15 protein-coding genes and 2 pseudogenes are annotated in these 19645 nt (G+C 62.1%); 13 read left to right on the forward strand and 4 right to left on the reverse strand.

Annotation, left to right across the window (positions count from 1 at the left end):
- The 6 genes and pseudogenes from tolB to ftsH form a co-directional block, all read left to right on the forward strand.
- Positions 1-1138, forward strand: a pseudogene (gene tolB / locus EOB80_RS11090) (Tol-Pal system beta propeller repeat protein TolB); the annotation flags it as partial.
- 109 nt (positions 1139-1247) lie between these two features.
- On the forward strand, positions 1248-1547 hold the full coding sequence (locus EOB80_RS11095; protein ID WP_245466330.1) for a four helix bundle protein: 300 nt from the start codon (positions 1248-1250) through the stop codon (positions 1545-1547).
- 244 nt (positions 1548-1791) lie between these two features.
- Positions 1792-2298, forward strand: a complete 507-nt coding sequence (gene pal / locus EOB80_RS11100; RefSeq protein ID WP_023811856.1) for a peptidoglycan-associated lipoprotein Pal — start codon at positions 1792-1794, stop codon at positions 2296-2298.
- A gap of 224 nt (positions 2299-2522) precedes the next feature.
- Entirely contained in the window at positions 2523-3632 is a 1110-nt protein-coding gene (ybgF, locus tag EOB80_RS11105; RefSeq protein WP_127327632.1) for a tol-pal system protein YbgF, read from the forward strand.
- Between the two features lie 57 nt (positions 3633-3689).
- Positions 3690-5084 carry a tRNA lysidine(34) synthetase TilS gene (gene tilS / locus EOB80_RS11110; protein ID WP_127327633.1) on the forward strand — a complete coding sequence of 465 codons (1395 nt, stop codon included), beginning with the start codon at positions 3690-3692 and terminating at the stop codon, positions 5082-5084.
- A gap of 125 nt (positions 5085-5209) precedes the next feature.
- Positions 5210-7138 carry an ATP-dependent zinc metalloprotease FtsH gene (gene ftsH / locus EOB80_RS11115; RefSeq protein ID WP_023811859.1) on the forward strand — a complete coding sequence of 643 codons (1929 nt, stop codon included), beginning with the start codon at positions 5210-5212 and terminating at the stop codon, positions 7136-7138.
- A 248-nt stretch (positions 7139-7386) separates the two neighbouring features.
- Here ftsH and EOB80_RS11120 read toward each other — a convergent pair whose 3' ends face one another.
- Together EOB80_RS11120 and EOB80_RS11125 are read right to left on the reverse strand one after the other, a co-directional pair.
- On the reverse strand, positions 7387-7839 hold the full coding sequence (locus EOB80_RS11120; RefSeq protein ID WP_127267141.1) for a hypothetical protein: 453 nt from the start codon (positions 7837-7839) through the stop codon (positions 7387-7389).
- Between the two features lie 242 nt (positions 7840-8081).
- Positions 8082-8918: a hypothetical protein gene (locus EOB80_RS11125; RefSeq protein ID WP_127327634.1), complete on the reverse strand. Its 837-nt coding sequence runs from the start codon at positions 8916-8918 to the stop codon at positions 8082-8084.
- A gap of 367 nt (positions 8919-9285) precedes the next feature.
- Between EOB80_RS11125 and glmM the strand changes: the two genes are divergently transcribed.
- The 5 genes from glmM (at position 9286) to serA (ending at position 15767) form a co-directional block, all read left to right on the forward strand.
- Positions 9286-10638, forward strand: a complete 1353-nt coding sequence (gene glmM / locus EOB80_RS11130) for a phosphoglucosamine mutase (RefSeq protein WP_127267139.1) — start codon at positions 9286-9288, stop codon at positions 10636-10638.
- Positions 10639-10907: 269 nt separating this feature from the next.
- The gene (locus tag EOB80_RS11135; RefSeq protein ID WP_127267138.1) at positions 10908-11744 is read left to right on the forward strand and encodes an outer membrane protein; all 837 of its coding nucleotides are present in this window, start codon (positions 10908-10910) and stop codon (positions 11742-11744) included.
- Positions 11745-11952: 208 nt separating this feature from the next.
- Positions 11953-12717, forward strand: a complete 765-nt coding sequence (locus tag EOB80_RS11140; RefSeq protein WP_127327635.1) for an outer membrane protein — start codon at positions 11953-11955, stop codon at positions 12715-12717.
- Between the two features lie 205 nt (positions 12718-12922).
- On the forward strand, positions 12923-14098 hold the full coding sequence (locus EOB80_RS11145) for a phosphoserine transaminase (RefSeq protein WP_127327636.1): 1176 nt from the start codon (positions 12923-12925) through the stop codon (positions 14096-14098).
- 67 nt (positions 14099-14165) lie between these two features.
- Positions 14166-15767 (forward strand): phosphoglycerate dehydrogenase, encoded by a 1602-nt coding sequence (gene serA / locus EOB80_RS11150; protein WP_023811867.1) that lies wholly within the window; start codon positions 14166-14168, stop codon positions 15765-15767.
- 55 nt (positions 15768-15822) lie between these two features.
- Here serA and EOB80_RS11155 read toward each other — a convergent pair whose 3' ends face one another.
- Both EOB80_RS11155 and EOB80_RS11160 read right to left on the reverse strand, forming a co-directional pair.
- A complete protein-coding gene (locus EOB80_RS11155) occupies positions 15823-16287 on the reverse strand; it encodes a DUF2231 domain-containing protein (RefSeq protein ID WP_127327665.1) in 465 nt (154 codons plus the stop codon).
- A 151-nt stretch (positions 16288-16438) separates the two neighbouring features.
- Positions 16439-17344, reverse strand: coding sequence for a DMT family transporter (locus tag EOB80_RS11160; RefSeq protein ID WP_127267134.1), 906 nt, complete (start codon positions 17342-17344; stop codon positions 16439-16441).
- Between the two features lie 208 nt (positions 17345-17552).
- On the opposite strand from EOB80_RS11160, the gene EOB80_RS11165 reads away from it, so the two are divergent.
- Both EOB80_RS11165 and EOB80_RS34760 read left to right on the forward strand, forming a co-directional pair.
- Entirely contained in the window at positions 17553-18851 is a 1299-nt protein-coding gene (locus EOB80_RS11165) for an adenylosuccinate synthase (protein ID WP_127267133.1), read from the forward strand.
- 75 nt (positions 18852-18926) lie between these two features.
- Positions 18927-19645: pseudogene (locus EOB80_RS34760) on the forward strand (hypothetical protein); the annotation flags it as partial.

The raw sequence follows: 19645 nt of genomic DNA on the forward strand, positions 1-19645 counted from the left end.
ATTTCGCAGATCGTCACCGCCGATTTGAAGCGTTCGGGTCTGTTCGCGCCGATCGACAAGAGCGCCTTTATCGAGAAGATCACCAACCCCGATGCAGCACCGCGCTTCGACGACTGGAAGGTGATCAACGCGCAGGCGCTGGTCACCGGCAGCGTCAGCAAGGAAGCCGACGGCCGCATCCGCGCCCAGTACCGGTTGTGGGGATACTTTTGCCGGCCAGCAGATGGCCGGCGAGCAGTTCTTCGCCAACGACGCCAATCAGCGGCGTGTCGCCCACATCATCGCCGACGCCATCTATGAGCGGCTGACCGGCGAAAAAGGCTATTTCGACACCCGCGTCGTCTTCATCGACGAATCCGGCGCCAAGAATGCGCGCAAGAAGCGCCTCGCGATCATGGACCAGGACGGCGCCAATGTGCGCTATCTCTCGGACGGCAGGTCGATCGTGCTGACGCCGCGTTTCTCGCCGAACCGGCAGGAAATCACCTACATGTCCTATGAAAGCGGCCAGCCGCGGGTCTACCTGCTGCAGATCGAAACGGGGCAGCGCGAACTGGTCGGCAATTTCCCCGGCATGACTTTTGCGCCGCGCTTTTCGCCCGACGGCCAGAAGGTGATCATGAGCCTGCTGCGCGACGACGGCAATTCCAACATCTTCGCCATGGACCTGCGCAGCCGCTCGACGACGAGGCTGACCAACTCGACCGCCATCGACACCTCGCCGTCTTATTCGCCCGACGGCAGCAAGGTGGTGTTCACCTCCGACCGTGGCGGCCGCGCGCAGATCTACGTGATGGGCGCCGACGGCTCGGGCCAGACCCGCATCTCCTTCGGCGACGGCGTCTATTCGACACCAGTCTGGTCGCCGCGCGGCGACCTTATCGCTTTCACCAAGCAGACCGGCGGCGAATTCCAGATCGGCGTCATGAAGACCGACGGCTCGGGCGAGCGCATCCTGTCCTCCGGCTTCCAGCAGGAGGGGCCGACCTGGGCGCCGAATGGCCGCGTGCTGATGTTCTTCCGCGATTCCGCCGGTGGGCCCAAACTGATTTCGGTCGATCTGACCGGACGCAACGAGCAATCGATCCCGACGGCGAACTTCGCTTCCGACCCGGCCTGGTCGCCGCTGCTTGAATAGAGGAATTGAGGAACTGGGGAATTGAAGAACTGAAGAATGGAGAAGGCGGGCGGCTACATTAATCGCGCGAAGGATCTAGAGGTATATAAGCGCGCTTATGTGGTTTCTCTTGACGTCCATAAAGCTCGCTTTCCCGAAAATGGAGCAATACGCACTGGCTGATCAGTTGCGTCGCTCCAGCAAAGGAATCTGCGCCAATTTGGCTGAGGGATTTGCCAAGCAGACTCACTCCAAACCCGAATTCGCGCGGTTCATTTCGATGGCAATGGGGTCATGCAGCGAGGTGGAGACGTGGATTTCCTATGCCTTCGACCTTGGATACATCAGCCAGGCACAACACGACGATTGGCTGCGATCCTATGCCCATATCTACGGCATGCTGATCAATCTGAGAGAAAAGCTGAAGTGAATTCTCTCTTCAGTTCCTCAATTCCCCAACTCTTCAATTCCTCATTTCCATCTCTTTGTCGCGTTTTGGCCGTATTTACGCCTAGGGTCCGCGTGAAATGTGGCTTCAGGCCAACGGGCTGCGGACGGGCAGCTTAAAGCAAAATTAACCGTGTTTCTTGAATGCCGGTTAACCCAAACGTGGTTACTGGGTGATCAACGAAATCACTCAAATTAGATCACTCGAAATACGAAGGAGAGGCGGCATGGGCCGTATTGCAGCACTTACCAGAAACCCGGTCATGATCGCGCTGGTGGCGATGCTCGCCATCGCAGGTTGCGCCTCGAAGAAGACGCCGAACAGCGCTCAGGATCTTGGCCTTAACGGCGCCGGCGCGGCGACGCCCGGATCGGCGCAGGACTTCACCGTCAACATTGGCGACCGCATCTTCTTCGATACGGACTCGACCTCGATCCGTGCCGACGCGCAGACGACGCTCTCGCGCCAGGCGCAGTGGCTGAACCAGTACAAGCAGTATGCCATCGTCGTCGAAGGCCATGCCGACGAACGCGGCACACGTGAATACAATTTGGCGCTCGGCGCCCGCCGCGCCGCCGCCACCCGCGACTTCCTCGTTGCCAAGGGCGTTTCGGCCAGCCGTCTCAAGACCATTTCCTACGGCAAGGAACGTCCGGTCGCGGTGTGCGACGACATCTCCTGCTGGTCGCAGAACCGCCGCGCGGTCACCACGCTTAGCGGCGCTGGCTCCTGAAGCATCATGCAGCCGACCGGCGCGTCAAGAACGGCGGCCGTCTAGCGGTAAAAATGCAACATACCTGTGCGAAAGGCGGCCTTGGGGGCCGCCTTTTTCACATCCGGATGCCCGAAACAAAATTTGGCCGAAGTCTCGGCTCCTGCTATGAGCCGAGGGCGCTTGGCTGGTCCCATGCTGATTGGAAGGCGCGAACAAGCTAACGAAATCACTGCGAGAGGCACATGCATTTGAGATCGGTTCTGAGCGGCACGCTTGCGCTGCTGCTCCTATCAGGCGTCACCGCCCTGGCCAGCGGCACCGGGGCGAGCGGCACGGGGCAATCAACCGACAGCGGCTTTACCTTCCATCTTCCCAGTATCGAATTGCCCAGCCTTTTCGGTCAAAAGAAGAAACCAGACCAGGTTCAGCTGGTGCAATCCGATCCTGCCGCTGTCACCAGCCTGGAAGAGCAGCTGCGGCAGATGAACGGCAAGATCGAGGAACTCAATTTCCAGGTCCTGCAGATGCAGGAGCAGATCCGCAAGCAGCAGGAAGACAATGAATTCCGCTTCCAGCAGCTGGAAGGCGGCGGCACGCAAGGCGGGCAGCCGCCGGCGCAGAAGAAATCGGACGCCACCACCGGCACCGACAACGATGTGGCGGCGGCCCCGGCAATACGGGCGCCGGCCGATGCCGGCGCCGCGCCCGCCAACGATCAATCGGCAGGCGGCAAGACGGTCGAGGACGTCATCGTCGAATCTCCCGACGGCGACCCCGGCAAGGTTATTCCGGGTACGGGAGCGCCGGAAAAGAATTTCGGCACCATCACCGTCGACAAGAACGGCAATGTGATCGATGCCGGCGGCAACACGCAATCGACCGCGCCGGCGCAGGACACCGCGCCAGTCGCCGGGGCGGCGCCCAAGGCCGGAAAATCCGATACGGTGGTCGCGGCGTTGCCCGCCACCAACAACCCGGAAGAGCTTTACCGCAACTCCTACCAGTTCATCCTCTCGGGCGACTACGGCACCGCCGAGCAAGGTTTTCGCGATCACATCGCCCGCTTCCCCAAGGATGCGAAGGCGGCGGACGCGCATTACTGGCTGGGCGAGTCATTGCTCGGCCAGCAGAAATATCGCGACGCGGCCGAGACGTTCCTTGCCGCCAGCAAGGACTACCCCAAGGCCAAGAAAGCTCCCGACATGTTGCTGAAGCTCGGCGTGTCGCTGGTCGGCCTCAAGCAGCATGACGTTGCCTGCGCCACCTTCAGCGAGGTCGGCAAGCGCTACCCCGATATTTCCAGTGCGCTCAAGGAACGCGTCAAGCAGGAGAAGGCTCTGGCTGCCTGCTGATCCTTGTCCTACATGTCGTTGTCCTGAAACCGGGATCACTTTTGGGCGACATGCATTATGCTCGACAACGAGCCGGACCTTTCGACTAACCCTTTTTCGCATATCGATTTTACCAGCGGCGCTGTTGCGGCCGTGTCCGGCGGCAGCGACTCGACCGCCCTGCTCCTTCTTCTCAAGCACCATCTCGACTGCACGGCGCCGGCAACCAGGCTGCTTGCGGTGACGATCGACCACGGTTTGCGGTCCGGTTCGGCTGCGGAAGCGCAAACAGTGGCGAAGCTGTGCGCCAGACTCGGAATTTCACACCGCATCCTGACATGGTCGGGCCCCAAGCCATCGACCGGCCTGCCCGCGGCTGCTCGCGAGGCGCGCTACCGGCTGCTGGCCGAGGCGGCACAAGCCGAAGGCATCGGCCTGATCCTCACCGGCCATACCGCCGATGACCAGGCAGAGACGGTGCTGATGCGGCAAGCGCGCGAAGAAGGATTGGCGCGGGACGGGGGCCAAGGCCATGCCGAAATGGCAGGCCGGGGACTTGCCGGCATGGCGCCGGCCACCTTGTATGACTGGCGCGAGTGGATCGTTCGGCCGCTTCTCGGGTTGCGGCGCGAGGCGCTGCGCGACGTCCTGCGGCGTGAGAATGTCGGCTGGGCCGACGACCCCACCAATATCGACGCGGCCTTCGAGCGGCCGCGTGTGCGGGCCGCCCTTGCCGACAGCAACGGTGCGCAGCGCATCGACGATGCACTGGCGCTGGCCGCGCATGAGGGCCGCGCGCGCAGTCAACTCGGCCTCGCCGCCGCAAGTTTGATCGGCGATTTCGCGACCAGGCTGTCCTGCGGGCTCATTCGTCTTGATCCGCTCTTGCTGAACACAGGCGACGAGCGAGCGGCCGTCTATGCGTTGCGTATCCTGCTGGCCATGACCGGCGGAATTGCCTTCTTGCCGGATCAGGCCCGCAGCGAGGCTCTGTTCGGTCGGCTGAGGGCTGGATTTCTTTGCGCCACATTGTCGCGGACGGTTGTCGATTCCCGGCGCTCCGGCATCTTCCTGCGCCGCGAGGCGCGCGGCCTACCCGCCGCCGCAACCCTTACTGGCAGCACCCTGTGGGATGGCCGCCGGCGCATCACATTGAACGACAGCAGCAGCGCATTGTTGATTGCCCCGCTAGGCATGGCAGCGGCGAAGCGGCTGGCGACGGGCCAAGGAAAAGCCCCGCCGAGCCTGATGCGCGCCGCGCTCGCGGCCGAACCGGCGTTGTGGCACGTCGGGGAATGCCTTGGTTTGCCTGGATATGGACTGAAGTCTGCGATGATGGAAGTGCGGCCGGTCGTTACCCCCTTTGCCCGCTTCCTGCCTTCGTTCGACCTGGCGCCGGCGCAGGCCGTCGCCGGGCTGATTGGCGCGGCCCCGGTCCCCCCCTTGCCTTTCAGCGGCCATAGTGCCGGCTGATGGTTGCGCGAAAGCTTAACCCAGACGTGCTGTTATGCTTGGCAAGGGGAGGTGCTCTCCCTATGTTAGGCGCAAGTTTCCTCTTATGACGCGTGTCCGCCCCGCGGACGCCAACGGGACAATTGATGAATCCGAACTATCGCAACCTCGCGCTCTGGGCGATCATAGCGGTCCTGCTCATAGCCCTGTTCAATCTGTTCCAGACGCCGCAGACGCGAGGGGCTTCCAGCGATGTGCCTTATTCGCAGTTCCTGCAGGATGTCGCGGCGGGCCGGGTCAAGACGGTAACCATCGCGGGCGCCCGCATCAGCGGCACCTACACCGACAATGCCAGCGGCTTCCAGACCTATTCGCCCGGCGATCCTTCGCTGGTCTCGCGGCTGCAGGACAAGAACGTCACCATCAATGCGCGGCCTGAAACAGACGGTTCCAATTCGCTGTTCGGCTATTTGATCTCTTGGCTGCCGATGATCCTAATCCTCGGCGTCTGGATATTCTTCATGCGCCAGATGCAGTCTGGCTCCGGCCGCGCGATGGGCTTTGGCAAGTCGAAGGCCAAGTTGCTCACCGAAGCGCATGGCCGCGTCACCTTCCAGGACGTTGCCGGCGTCGACGAAGCCAAGGAAGATCTGGAAGAGATCGTCGAGTTCCTGCGCGATCCGCAGAAATTCCAGCGGCTCGGCGGCAAGATCCCGCGCGGCGTGCTGCTCGTCGGCCCTCCGGGAACCGGCAAGACGCTGCTCGCCCGCTCGGTTGCCGGCGAAGCCAATGTGCCGTTCTTCACCATTTCCGGTTCTGACTTCGTCGAGATGTTCGTAGGCGTTGGTGCAAGCCGCGTCCGCGATATGTTCGACCAGGCCAAGAAAAACGCACCCTGCATCATCTTCATCGACGAAATCGACGCTGTCGGCCGTCATCGCGGCGCCGGCCTCGGCGGTGGCAACGACGAACGCGAGCAGACGCTGAACCAGCTGCTGGTCGAGATGGACGGCTTCGAATCCAACGAAAGCATCATCCTGATCGCCGCCACCAACCGGCCCGACGTGCTTGACCCCGCCCTGCTCAGGCCAGGCCGCTTCGACCGCCAGGTCGTGGTGCCGAACCCCGACATCGTCGGCCGCGAGAAGATCCTCAAGGTGCATGTGCGCAATGTGCCGCTGGCGCCCAATGTCGACCTCAAGGTGATCGCGCGCGGTACGCCGGGCTTTTCCGGCGCCGACCTGATGAACCTCGTCAACGAATCCGCGCTGATGGCGGCACGGCGCAACAAGCGCCTCGTCACCATGGCCGAATTCGAGGACGCCAAGGACAAAATCATGATGGGCGCCGAGCGCCGCTCGTCGGCCATGACCCAGGCCGAGAAGGAGCTGACCGCCTACCATGAGGCCGGCCACGCCATTCTCGCGCTCAACGTGCCATCGGCCGATCCGCTGCACAAGGCCACGATCATTCCACGCGGTCGCGCGCTCGGCATGGTCATGCAGTTGCCCGAAGGCGACCGCTATTCGATGAGCTACAAATACATGATCTCGCGTCTCGCCATCATGATGGGCGGCCGCGTCGCCGAGGAGTTCAAGTTCGGCAAGGAGAACATCACCTCCGGAGCCTCTTCGGATATCGAGCAGGCGACCAAGCTGGCCCGCGCCATGGTCACGCGCTGGGGCTTTTCCGACAAGCTCGGCCATGTCGCCTATGGCGACAACCAGGAAGAAGTGTTCCTTGGGCATTCCGTGGCCCGCACGCAGAACGTCTCGGAAGAAACGGCGCAGATCATCGATGCCGAAGTGCGCCGCCTGATCGACGAGGCCTATTCGTCGGCGAAGTCCATCCTGACCAAGAAGAAGAAGGAATGGATCGCGCTGGCGCAGGGCCTGCTGGAATACGAGACGCTGTCCGGCGAGGAGATCAAGCAGTTGATCGCCGGCCACAAGCCCGCGCGCGACCTCGGCGACGATACGCCGCCGAGCCGTGGCTCGGCCGTGCCGAAGTCCGGCGGCCGGCGAAAGAAGGGTCCTGAGCCCGAAGGCGGTATGGAACCGCAGCCGTCGAGTTGAGCTTGACCACTGATTTCATCGAACGCCGCGGCTTACTCCGCGGCGTTTTTTGTTTTTGGCGTTGAGGAGGAGTTGTCCGCGACCTCGCATCTGCGACGGTGACGATTGGCGAAAGCCTAGGTGATAGCCAATCTCCCCCCGCAAGGGGGGAGATTGGCAACGTCGCCGCTGGCGTGCCCTCGAAGGCAACAAAAAGGCCCGCGAACCCTGCGGTTCGCAGGCCTTCTCTTCTTCAGATGCCTTGTCGCTCAGCTCTTCAGCTTGGCATTGCACAGGCTGTAATAACCGCCGCCCTTCTGGATCCAGCGAAGGCCGTTCAACGTGCCCGCGTCCTTGTTGCCATGGTAGCCCTGCAGACAGGTCTTCATGCGCGCCTTCGCGGGCTTTTCGGTCTTGAACTCGCCGGCCAGCGTGGTCGGGAATGTCACGCCCGCGGGCGCTACAGTGGGGGCGACCGCCGCGCTGGTTTCCTTTTTCGTCTGCGGCTCGGTTTTGACCGTATCCTCGCTGACACTGTCCGCTGCTGATGTCGCGCACTTCTCCTTGCGAAAAGCCGTCCAGTCCATGCCGTTCAGAGTGCCGCCTTCCTTGGCTGTTCGATAGGTCTCGCCGCATTCCTTCATCGTCAGTGCGCTTGCGGGGGCGACGCTCCAAGCGACAAATGCGGTCGCAGCCAATACCGCCAATTTCAAACCGTGCATAAGACCCTCCTGGTTGATAATAAGTTTGACGTCTTTTTGTATATGGTTTGTTCTCTATATGTTCAACCAGAATCTTTACGGACTACCGATGAGCTTGGCGGTGGGCAGTGTAGGCGAATTGATGATGCCAGCAGCCCGGCGACATGCAGATGCGAGCAAGGCAGCGTGCGTCTTCGCGCAACAAAAAAGGCCCGCGCATCTTGCGATGCGCGGGCCTTTGTTTGGAGACTATGGCTAAGCGATCAGCCCTTCAGCTTGGCATTGCACAGGCTGTAGAAGCCGCCGCCCTTCTGGATCCACTTCAGGCCGCCGAGCGCGTTGGCGTCCTTGAGGACATAGTACTGGTCGAGGCAGGTGTGCATGCGGCCCTTTCCGGGGGTCTCGCTGGCATATTTCGCCGAGATCGCGGACGGGAACTTGACGCCCTTGGGCGCAGCCGTCGTCGGCTTCGCCGGCTCCTTGGTGTAGCTGGCCTCGTCGGCGGCCGGCACCGTGTCGTCATCCGATGCGCCGGCGCCGCATTCGGTCTTGCGGAAGTCGTTCCACTTCATGCCCTTCAGCGTGTTGGCCGTCTTGGCGGCCTGATACTTGGTGCTGCATTCGGCCATGCTCAGACCCTTGCCGTCGGCGGGGGCCGCGGCAGCCTTGGTGGTTGCCGGCTTGGCGGCGGCAGCGGCGGATGCACCGGCGGCGCATTCGGACTTGCGGAAGTCGTTCCACTTCATGCCGTTCAGCGTGCCGGCAGCCTTCGCCGCCTGGTATTTGGTGCTGCATTCCTTCGCCGTCAGGCCCTTGGCCGTGCTGTCGTCCGCAGCGGCGGCAGCCTTGGCCGCCTTGGCCGGCTTCGTCTCGGCAGCCTTCGTGGTATCGGCCGGCTTTGCGTCGGTCGTCGCGGCGGCGTCGGTGCCGCACTGAGCCTTGCGGAACTGGTTCCAGGTCGCGCCGGCGAGTGTCCCCGCATCCTTGGCGGCGTTGTATTTCGTGCTGCACTCGGCCATCGTCAGTGCGTTGGCTGGCGCGGCCAGGAACAAGGTCGCGACGGCGAGGCCGGTCAAAGTGGCAAGTCGGTGGATGAGCATAGCGTTTCTCCGTTGCAGCAGCCCATGATACGTCCCTGCAGATCAATATCGCTCAACGGGCGGTTGCGCCAGATGCTAAGTGGCGTATATATCGCCGAAAACCGGTTTCTCCCGATAAGGTGATGAAATCGTTGTCCGTTGTCTGGTTCAGAGCAAGATTTTCCTGGTGCATCCGCGCTGAAAGGCTCGCATGACTTGTATATTGCAACATGGCAGTCTGGGCATGTCAGGTTGCGGCCACGTGTGTGCAGTGCACAACAATGGTTTTCTAAGGATTGGTAACGTATAATCACACAATGTGATCATAGCGCCCTGGCCAATTGTGGCATGACGTGCCGGGGAAGAAACGTCGAGGAAGCTGACTAGCATGGCAGGGAATTATTTCGGCACGGACGGCATTCGCGGACGCGCCAACAAGTTTCCGATGACGGCTGAAATCGCTATGCGGGTCGGCATGGCCGCCGGCCTTTCCTTCCAGCGCGGCAGCCATCGACATCGTGTCGTGCTCGGCAAGGACACCAGGCTTTCCGGCTATATGATCGAGAATGCCATGGTCGCCGGTCTTTGTGCCGCCGGCATGGACGTGTTCCTGCTCGGCCCGATCCCGACGCCGGCTGTCGCCATGCTGGTGCGTTCGCTGCGCGCCGATATCGGCGTCATGATCTCGGCCTCGCACAACCCCTATTACGACAACGGCATCAAGCTGTTCGGACCCGACGGCTACAAGCTCTCCGACGAAATCGAGGAGCGCATCGAGAGCATGCTCGACAAGGATATCGAACTGGCGCTCGCCGATTCCGACGGGCTTGGCCGCGCCAAGCGCGTCGACGGGGTGCATGACCGCTACATCGAATTCGCCAAGCGCACCTTGCCGCGCTCGATGTCGCTCGCCGGCTTGAGGATCGTTGTCGATTGCGCCAATGGCGCGGCCTACAAGGTGGCGCCCGAGGCGCTGTGGGAACTGGGCGCCGAAGTCGTCGCCATCAATGTCGAGCCCAACGGCTTCAACATCAACAAGGAATGCGGCTCGACCCATCCGGCCGGCCTGCAAAAGAAGGTGCACGAAGTGCGCGCCGACATCGGCATCGCGCTCGACGGCGACGCCGATCGTGTCGTTATCGTCGATGAAAACGGCGCGATCGTCGATGGTGACCAGATCATGGCGCTGATCGCCGAATCCTGGCACCAGAGCGGGCGGCTTGCCGGCGGTGGTGTCGTCTCAACCGTGATGTCCAATCTGGGCCTCGAACGCTTCCTCGGCGACATGAAGCTGCAATTGCACCGCACCAAGGTCGGCGACCGTTATGTCGTCGAGCATATGCGTGCGCATGGCTTGAATGTCGGCGGCGAACAGTCGGGTCATATCGTGCTGTCCGACTTTTCGACGACCGGCGACGGCCTGGTCTCGGCGCTGCAGGTGCTCGCCTGCATCAAGCGGCAGGGGCGGCCGGTCAGCGAACTGTCGAAGAAATTCGAACCCGTGCCGCAACTCCTGAAGAACGTCCACATTTCCGGCGGCAAGCCGCTTGAGGAGGCGCCGGTCAAGGCCGCCATCGAAGACGCCCGCAACCGCCTCGGCAAGACCGGACGGCTGGTTATCCGGCCATCAGGGACAGAGCCGCTGATCCGCGTGATGGCCGAAGGCGACGACCCGCAATTGGTCGAGTCCGTGGTCAATGGCATAGTGGACATCATCTCGGAAACGCGCAGCGCCGCTTGATCCCAGCGCGTCCAGCAGGACGTGGATCGGACAACCAGGCGCCGTGCTCCTTTAACCGGTCCAAGGCCCGCCTCTCGGCGGGCTTTTTCTTGTCAGCCGCCACTTTGTTCGGTGTCCGTAAATCTCGCGCCGATCCCTAGAAGTTTCGAGATTCGTGGTTAAGCAACAGGGTTAAACGCCTTTTAACCTTTGCAATTCATTATCCACGACTGAAAGCCAATCGCATTTCGGGCGGGTTCGCCGTTCCGAGCTTCTCAGGGGTGACAAGCATGTTCAAGACAGCAAGAAAGGCCCTGCTCGCCTTCCTGTTCGCAGGCCTGGCAGGGCCGTTGTTCGCGGCCGACCTGCCGGAACCGATGGTCGAAGAGGCTCCGCCTCAGGCCATCTACGAGCAGCCGGTCGAGGTCGGCGGCTGGTATATCCGCGGCGATATCGATTATCACAAGTCGACCGTGCGCGGCATCGACTATATGACCTACACCGTCGATCCCTGTAACTGTACGGTCACGCCCGGCACCAGAAGTTTCGATTTCGGCAAGCTCAAGGGCGGTTTCTCGCTCGGTGCCGGCGTTGGTTACAAGATCAACGACCACTTCCGGACCGACCTGACGGCCGACTATTGGTTCAAGTCGAACTTCAACGGCGGCACCTCGGACATCAACGGTACTTCGACCGAAGTATCGAAGATGAGCGCCCTGCTGCTGCTTGCCAACGCCTATGTCGATCTCGGCACCTACCATGGCATCACGCCTTACGTTGGCGCCGGCATCGGCGGCGCCCGCGTCAAGTGGGATGATGTCTACGACCCGAACACCACCGAGTTCAATCCCGGCAGATCAAGCTGGCGTTTCGCCTACGGTCTGATGGCCGGCGCTTCGTACTGCCTGACCGACAAGATCATTCTCGATGCCGGCTACCGCTTCTCCCATATTCAGGGCGGCCGCATGTTCGACTGGAACATCACCAGCTCCGGTCCCGGCTTCGATCGTGGCATCAACACGCACGAAGTGCGCGGTGGCCTGCGCTACCAGTTCGGTGGCAGCAACGGTTGCGCCGCGCCGGTCGTGGCCTACCAGCCCGAACCCGAGCCGATCTACACCAAGTAACAGCATCTACATTACTTGCATTCTTCACAAACCGCCCGGCCTCAGCCGGGCGGTTTTTCGTTGGGCCGCCTGGAATCGACAGGGGAAATGAATTCGCTAACGCTCTGTTAGCCTTAACCGGCACTTAACCACTATGGTTAACAATGCTCCTTGAAACGATGGCTGCCGCTGCGATTGCGGGCTGCGCCAAATTCGGGAGTCGGGGACCATGAAACTTACATCGCGTATGGCGCTGGCGCTCGGTGCACTGGCCTTCCTGCCGCTGACGCCGGTGCACGCGGCCGACTACGATCCGCCGATCTATGTCGACCAGGCGCCTGACTACGTCCCGGTCGAGGTCGGTTCCGGCTGGTATCTGCGCGGCGACGTCTCCTATCTGGCGCAGAAGAGCTTCGACAATCATGATTTCGCCACCGAAACCGCAGCCTTCAGCGACAAGGAAGATCCGATCTTTGCCAGCATCGGCTTCGGCTACCATTTCAACGACTATCTGCGCGCCGACTTCAATCTCGGCTATCTGCCCGGCAACGAGATCGGCGTCGGCTATGACGATTCAGCGACTGCCGCAGAGCCGACCGTGGCGTCGGCATCCCTTAAGAACTACGCCTTGTCGGGCATACTCAACGGCTATGTCGATCTTGGCACCTATGTCGGCATCACACCCTATCTCGGCGCCGGTATCGGCATCGTCCGCAGCAAGCGCACCCTGTCGGCAAGCTATTTCACCGACAATGGCGACGACACGGACGATTTTGCTGTAAGTGACAGCAAGACCCAGTACTCGCTGGCCTACACGCTGAATGCGGGCCTCGCCTATCAGGTATCGAAGAACGTTTCCGTCGACCTGGGCTATCAGTATTTCTCCGCCCCGGACGCCGAATATGTAGCCGCCGAGAGCCTAGATTCCTATCCGATCCTCAAGGGGATCAGCAATCATCAGGTCAAGCTTGGGCTGCGCTACGATCTTTGGTAGTAGGTACGGCATGCACGAAAACGCAGACGGCGGATCTTTCGGGGTCCGCCGTTTGCGTCTGAAGTCACGACATCCTGATCAGGGATCGCCGGTATCCCGGCAGCGACAAAAACTTTCCTCTTGACGCCCGAAGTCTGAACGCATATCGCCGTCCGTGGGCCACCCCTCCCCAACGAGGGGCCACTATCTGGAAGGATAGACCACGATGACGACGCATGCGAAGCCCGGACTCCGTCCGGCAAACCCCAATTTTTCCTCAGGTCCCTGTGCAAAACGTCCCGGCTGGTCGGTCGAGGCGCTGAAGGCTGCCGCGCTCGGCCGTTCCCATCGCGCCAAGATCGGCAAGACCAAGCTCGAACAGGCGATCGAGCTGACGCGGGAAATTCTCCAGGTCCCGGCGGGTTACCGCATCGGCATCGTGCCGGCGTCGGACACCGGCGCGGTCGAGATGGCGCTGTGGTCGCTGCTTGGCGAGCGCGGCGTCGACATGGTCGCCTGGGAGAGCTTTGGCTCCGGCTGGGTCACCGACGTGGTCAAGCAGTTGAAGCTCGCCGACGTGCGCAAGATCGAAGCCGGCTACGGCGAACTGCCTGATCTCACCAAGATCGATTTCGACCGCGATGTGGTCTTCACCTGGAACGGCACCACGTCGGGCGTGCGCGTGCCGAACGGCGATTTCATTCCCGCGGACCGCAAGGGCCTGACCGTCTGCGATGCGACTTCCGCCGCATTCGCGCAGAGGCTCGACTTCGAAAAGCTCGATGTCGTCACGTTCTCCTGGCAGAAGGTGCTGGGCGGCGAGGGCGCTCACGGCATGCTGATCCTGTCGCCTCGCGCCGTCGAGCGGCTGGAGACCTACAAGCCTTCATGGCCGCTGCCGAAAATCTTCCGCCTGACCTCGGGCGGCAAGCTGATCGAAGGCATCTTCAAGGGCGAGACCATCAACACCCCCTCGATGCTGTGCGTCGAGGATTACCTCGATGCGCTCAACTGGGCGAAGTCGACCGGCGGCCTCGACGCCCTGATCGCCAGGGCGGATGCCAATGCGGCCGTCCTCGATCGCTTTGTCGGCAAATCCTCCTGGCTCGGTCATCTCGCCGTCCAGCCGGCGACACGGTCGAACACGTCCGTCTGCCTGTCCTTCACCGATCCGGACGTGTCCGCGCTCGACGCCGAGGGGCAGGCGGCTTTCGCCAAGGGGCTGGTGTCGGTGCTCGACAAGGAAGGCGTCGCCTACGATATCGGTGCCTATCGCGACGCACCGCCCGGCCTGCGCATCTGGTGCGGCGCGACGGTCGAGACGTCGGATCTCGAGGCGCTGCTGCCCTGGCTCGACTGGGCCTTCGCCGCGCAGAAGGCGTCGCTCAAAGCGGCGGCCTGAGATCATTCGCGGCGGCCTTCGGGTCGCCCATTCCCATCAGGATCAAATCCATTTCAAGGAGGCCGCCATGGCGCCCCGCGTTCTCGTCTCAGACAAACTCTCCCCCACCGCCGTGCAGATATTCAAGGATCGTGGCGTCGAGGTCGACTATCTGCCCGATCTCGGCAAGGACAAGGAAAAGCTCGCCGAAGTGATCGGCCAGTATGATGGCCTCGCCATCCGCTCGGCGACCAAGGTCACCGAAAAACTGATCAACGCCGCTACCAATCTCAAAGTCATCGGCCGTGCCGGCATCGGCGTCGACAATGTCGATATCCCGGCGGCAAGCCGCAAGGGCATCATCGTGATGAACACGCCGTTCGGCAATTCGATCACGACAGCCGAACATGCGGTGGCAATGATCTTCGCGCTTGCCCGCCAGATACCGGAAGCCAACGCTTCGACCCATGCCGGCAAATGGGAAAAGAACCGATTCATGGGCGTCGAGATCACCGGCAAGACGCTGGGCGTCATCGGCTGTGGCAACATCGGTTCGATCGTCGCGACGCGCGGCGTTGGCCTCAAGATGCACGTCATCGCCTTCGATCCGTTCCTGTCGGACAGCCGTGCCGAGGAGCTTGGCGTCGACAAGGTCGAACTCGACGAACTGTTCGCCCGCGCCGATTTCATCACCCTGCACACGCCGCTGACCGACAAGACGCGCAACATCATCGATGCCGCGGCGATCGCCAAGATGAAGAAGGGCGTGCGCATCATCAATTGCGCACGCGGCGGTCTGATCGTCGAGGCCGACCTGATCGCGGCGCTGAAGAGCGGCAAGGTGGCAGGCGCCGGCGTCGACGTCTTCGAGGTCGAACCGGCCGAAAACAACGAACTGTTCGGCATGGAGAATGTGGTGGCGACGCCGCATCTCGGCGCCTCGACGACTGAGGCCCAGGAGAATGTCGCGCTGCAGGTTGCCGAGCAGATGGCCGACTATCTGATCAAGGGCGCCGTCTCCAACGCCATCAACATGCCGTCGATCACCGCCGAGGAAGCACCGCGGCTGAAGCCCTTCGTCAAGCTCGCCGAAGTGCTCGGCGCCTTCGTTGGCCAGGTCACCGAAGACCCGATCAAGGAGGTCGAGATCCTGTTCGACGGCTCGACCGCGACGATGAATACGCGCGCGCTGATCAGCGCCGCACTCGCCGGGCTGATCCGGCCTCAGGTCTCCGACGTCAACATGGTGTCGGCGCCGATCATGGTGAAGGAGCGCGGCATCATCGTCGCCGAGGTCAAGCGCGACAAATCGGGCGTGTTCGACGGCTACATCAAGCTTACGGTGAAGACCGAGCACATGACGCGCTCGATCGCCGGCACATGCTTCTCGGATGGCAAGCCACGCTTTATCCAGATCAAGGGCATCAACCTCGATGCCGAGGTCGGCCAGCACATGCTCTACACCACCAATGCGGACGCGCCGGGCATCATTGGCCTGCTCGGCACCGTCTGCGGCGAGAACGGCGTCAACATCGCCAACTTCCAGCTCGGCCGCAACCGGCCGGGCGGCGATGCCATAGCGCTGCTCTATCTCGACGCCCCGTTCCCGGAGGCCGTGCTGGAAAAGGTCAAGGCGCATAAGTCGATCGACTCGGCCAAGCGGCTGCAGTTCGATGTCAACGCGATGTGATCGAGGGCAGGCGGTCGCGGACCCCTCGTTGATGCCGGCCGCCGCGGCGGCCGGTTCAGGTCAACTCGTCCGAGCCATCGGAGACAGCCACGCGATGTCGGTAGACCAGTTCCCAGCCCTTCCAGCCCGTAAACAGCAGGATGAGAACCACGATCATCGATAGGACGATGCCGGTTGGCATCACGGCCGCCGCTCCGCCGGCATACCGCGAGTACCAGTTGTAAAGCTCGATCAACACGACGAGTACATTGCCGCCGGCATGGAGCCATGCCGTTGTGAGATTGCGGATCTGAACATCGCCGAGAACATCCGTCAGGCCAGCAAGCGCAGCCAGGGCTGCCATGATCAGGCCTGCGCCGAGAAGCCAAAGCGACCCGGTGACCCATCCGGGATCGGCTGTTCGCCAGAAGATAAGATCGCAAACGAAGGTGCCGACAAAAAAGGCAATCGGAAACGGAATCAGCATGGGATGGATAGGGTGACCGGCAATGCTTGCCGTGCTGCGAGGGTTGGGGCTCATCATGTCGCCTCCCTGCCGTTCAAACTCCGCTGGAGGTGAAATGTTCCAAGTGAGGACGCGGCAGGGTTTATGCCGCTGTTTCCGGGCCATTGGCTAGATCCATGCTGTTCGCGTGAATCGCTGCAACGGGGAGAGCGTCAGCCGCCACATGTCATCTGCGGTGGTCCGCCACCGCCATCTTGCGCCCGCTGTATTCGGCAAGCCCGATGCCGCCCAGCACGAGCACCAAAGCCAGTGCCTGATAGAGGTGGAACGTCTCGCCGACGATCAGCACCGACAGCAGCGTGCCGAAGATCGGCACCAGATTGATGAACAGGCCGGCGCGGTTGGCGCCGATCAGTTCGTTGCCTCTGATGTAGAAGATCTGCGAAACGACGGAGGCGCCGATCGCCGTATAGACGATGACGGTCCAGCCGCGCGCATCGGGCATGATGACCTTGCCGGCGACGACCTCCCACAGGAAGAACGGCAGCGAAGTGACGAGTGCCGCAACCGACAGGGCCAGCATCAGGCTCTGCCAGTGCATGACCGGCTTCAGCCGCAGCCCGACCGAATAGCCGCTGTAGAGAAACACGGCGACCAGCATGATGGCATCGCCGAAATTGAGTTCCAGCGTCAACAGCCGGCGCGGGTCGCCATGGCAGGCGGTGAGGATCACGCCGGCGATGGTCAGCACGACGCCGACAATCTGCGCCCAGTTCACACGCAGGCGGAAGAAGACGAAATTGGCAGTCATGATCAGGATCGGCATCGCCGCCTGTTCGATCGAGACATTGATTGCTGTCGTGTAGTTGAGCGCCGTGTAGAAGATGGTGTTGAACAGGGTGAAGCCGCTGGCGCCGAGGGCGACCAGCACGAACCAGTGCTTGCGGACGACCGGCCAGTCCTTCTGGATGGTCTTCCAGCCGATGGGCAGCATGATCGCCACGGCCAGCACCCAGCGCAGAAAGACCAGCGTCATCGGCGAGACGTGATCGACCGCCAGCTTGCCGGCCACCGAATTTCCACCCCAGAGCAAGGTGGTGAGCAGCAGGAATATGTAGGCGCTTCGATGCATCGCGGGATTCCAGTCGCCGGAGCTGCGGTGTTTGCCGGCCTATTGCCCTCGCTCGCCCAAGTAAATGATGTCAAAGCCGAAAATTGTTGTGCCTCAGGGCATTTTCGACGGCAAAGAAAGGTCGCGCTCGCGAGGTCTTGACGTTATAGAGGCCTGTCGTTTCGAACCATATTCAAGCCGCTTGGCGGCGTCTCAAGGGAAAAGAAACATGGCCAATGTGGTGGTCGTCGGCTCGCAGTGGGGTGACGAAGGCAAGGGCAAGATCGTCGACTGGCTGTCGGAGCGGGCCGATGTCGTGGTGCGTTTCCAGGGCGGCCACAATGCCGGCCATACGCTGGTCGTCGACGGCAAGGTTTACAAGCTGTCGTTGCTTCCGTCGGGCGTCGTGCGCCAGGGCAAGCTATCCATCATCGGCAATGGCGTCGTGTTCGACCCGCATGCTTTCGTCGCCGAGGTGGCCAAGCTCAAGGCGCAAGGTGTCGAAGTCGCACCGGATCGCCTGAAAATAGCCGAAAACACAGCGCTTATCCTGTCCCTGCATCGGGAGCTGGACGGATTCCGTGAGGACGCCGCATCCAATTCCGGGACGAAGATTGGCACGACCCGTCGTGGCATCGGCCCCGCCTACGAGGACAAGGTGGGCCGGCGCGCGGTCAGGGTGATGGACTTGGCGGATTTGGAAACACTGCCCGTGAAGGTTGACAGGCTGCTGACGCACCACAATGCGCTGCGTCGGGGGCTTGGCCATGCGGAAGTCACGCATGACGCGATCATGCAGGAATTGACCTCGGTCGCCGACGACATCCTGCCCTATATGGACCGGGTCTGGAAGATCCTCGACGACAAGCGCCGGGCTGGCGAGCGTATCCTGTTCGAGGGCGCGCAGGGCACGCTGCTTGACATAGACCACGGCACCTATCCGTTCGTGACCTCGTCGAACACGGTTGCCGGACAGGCTGCCGCCGGCTCCGGCGTCGGCCCAGGCGCCATCGGCTATGTGCTCGGCATCACCAAAGCCTATACGACACGCGTCGGCGAGGGTCCGTTCCCGACCGAGCAGAAGAACGAAGTCGGCGAATTCCTCGGCACGCGCGGCCATGAATTCGGCGTCGTCACCGGCCGCAAGCGCCGCTGCGGCTGGTTCGACGCGGTGCTGGTACGCCAGGCCGTCGCTGTCAACGGCATCAAGGGAATCGCGCTGACCAAGCTCGACGTGCTTGACGGGCTGGACGAGATCAAGGTCTGCACGGGTTATCGTCTCGACGGCGAGATGATCGATTATCTGCCGGCCAGCCAGGGCGCGCAGGCACGTGTCGAACCTGTCTACGAGACGCTCGAGGGCTGGAAAGGCACCACTGCCGGCGCGCGCAGCTGGAACGATCTGCCGGCCCAGGCCGTCAAATACGTCCGCTACATCGAAGAGCTGATCGGCGCCCCGGTCGCACTCCTTTCCACCAGCCCGGAACGGGACGACACGATACTTGTGACCGATCCGTTTCAAGACTAGTTTCTGAAGCCTTTCCGGGCATCGCGGCCGATTTGCGGGGGCCGGCGCGGAAACAAAATACAGGTCGACTGAAGCATGGCAGATTACGTTGCTATTCTGAAAAAGGCGCTCGGCAAGCATGGCGACGAGACGCCGGAAAAGCGTACGCGCATCTATGCCAGCGTTCGCACCATGCTGGTGAAGAAGCTTGAGGAATATTCGCCGCCGCCGGCCGCCGAAGCCATAGCCACGCAGATGCGTTCGCTGGAAGACGCGATCGCGAGTGTCGAGCGGGACTATGCCAAGAGCCTGCCGGAGACCGATCCGCTGGCGGAGCTGGAACACATCTTTTCGTCGATCGATCGCAACAAGAATCAGCCGAGCCATACACGGCAGCCGGCCAAGGCTGAATCGGCCTGGCCCGCACCGCCCGCTGCAAAGCCTGAATCTTATCAGCCCGCGCCACCACCTGCCGCCAAGGTCGAGCCGAGCTGGCAAAGGGCGACGCCGGCGCCTTCCCAGCCGGCTCGCGCCGAAACGCCTCTTCCAGGTATGGATGCCGACGAGGCGGAGGACGAGGCAGATGTCTTTTCCAGCGACGAAGAGCCGGTGTCGGACACCTTCCAGCGCCTGCGTCCCGCCGAGCGCAAGCGCAGCTATGGTGGGCTGATCGCGGCCGTCGTCGCTCTTCTGGTCGTAGCCGGCGGTGGCTACGGAATCTGGCTGAACAAGGATGCCTTTGGCAAAATGCTTGGGCTTGGCGGCAATCAGGTCGCCAAGACCGAGCCGGTGAAACCAGCGCCTGCCAAGCCGGC

The sequence above is a fragment of the Mesorhizobium sp. M7A.F.Ca.MR.245.00.0.0 genome, assembly GCF_003997415.1.
In the GTDB taxonomy this organism is placed as follows: Bacteria; Pseudomonadota; Alphaproteobacteria; order Rhizobiales; family Rhizobiaceae; genus Mesorhizobium.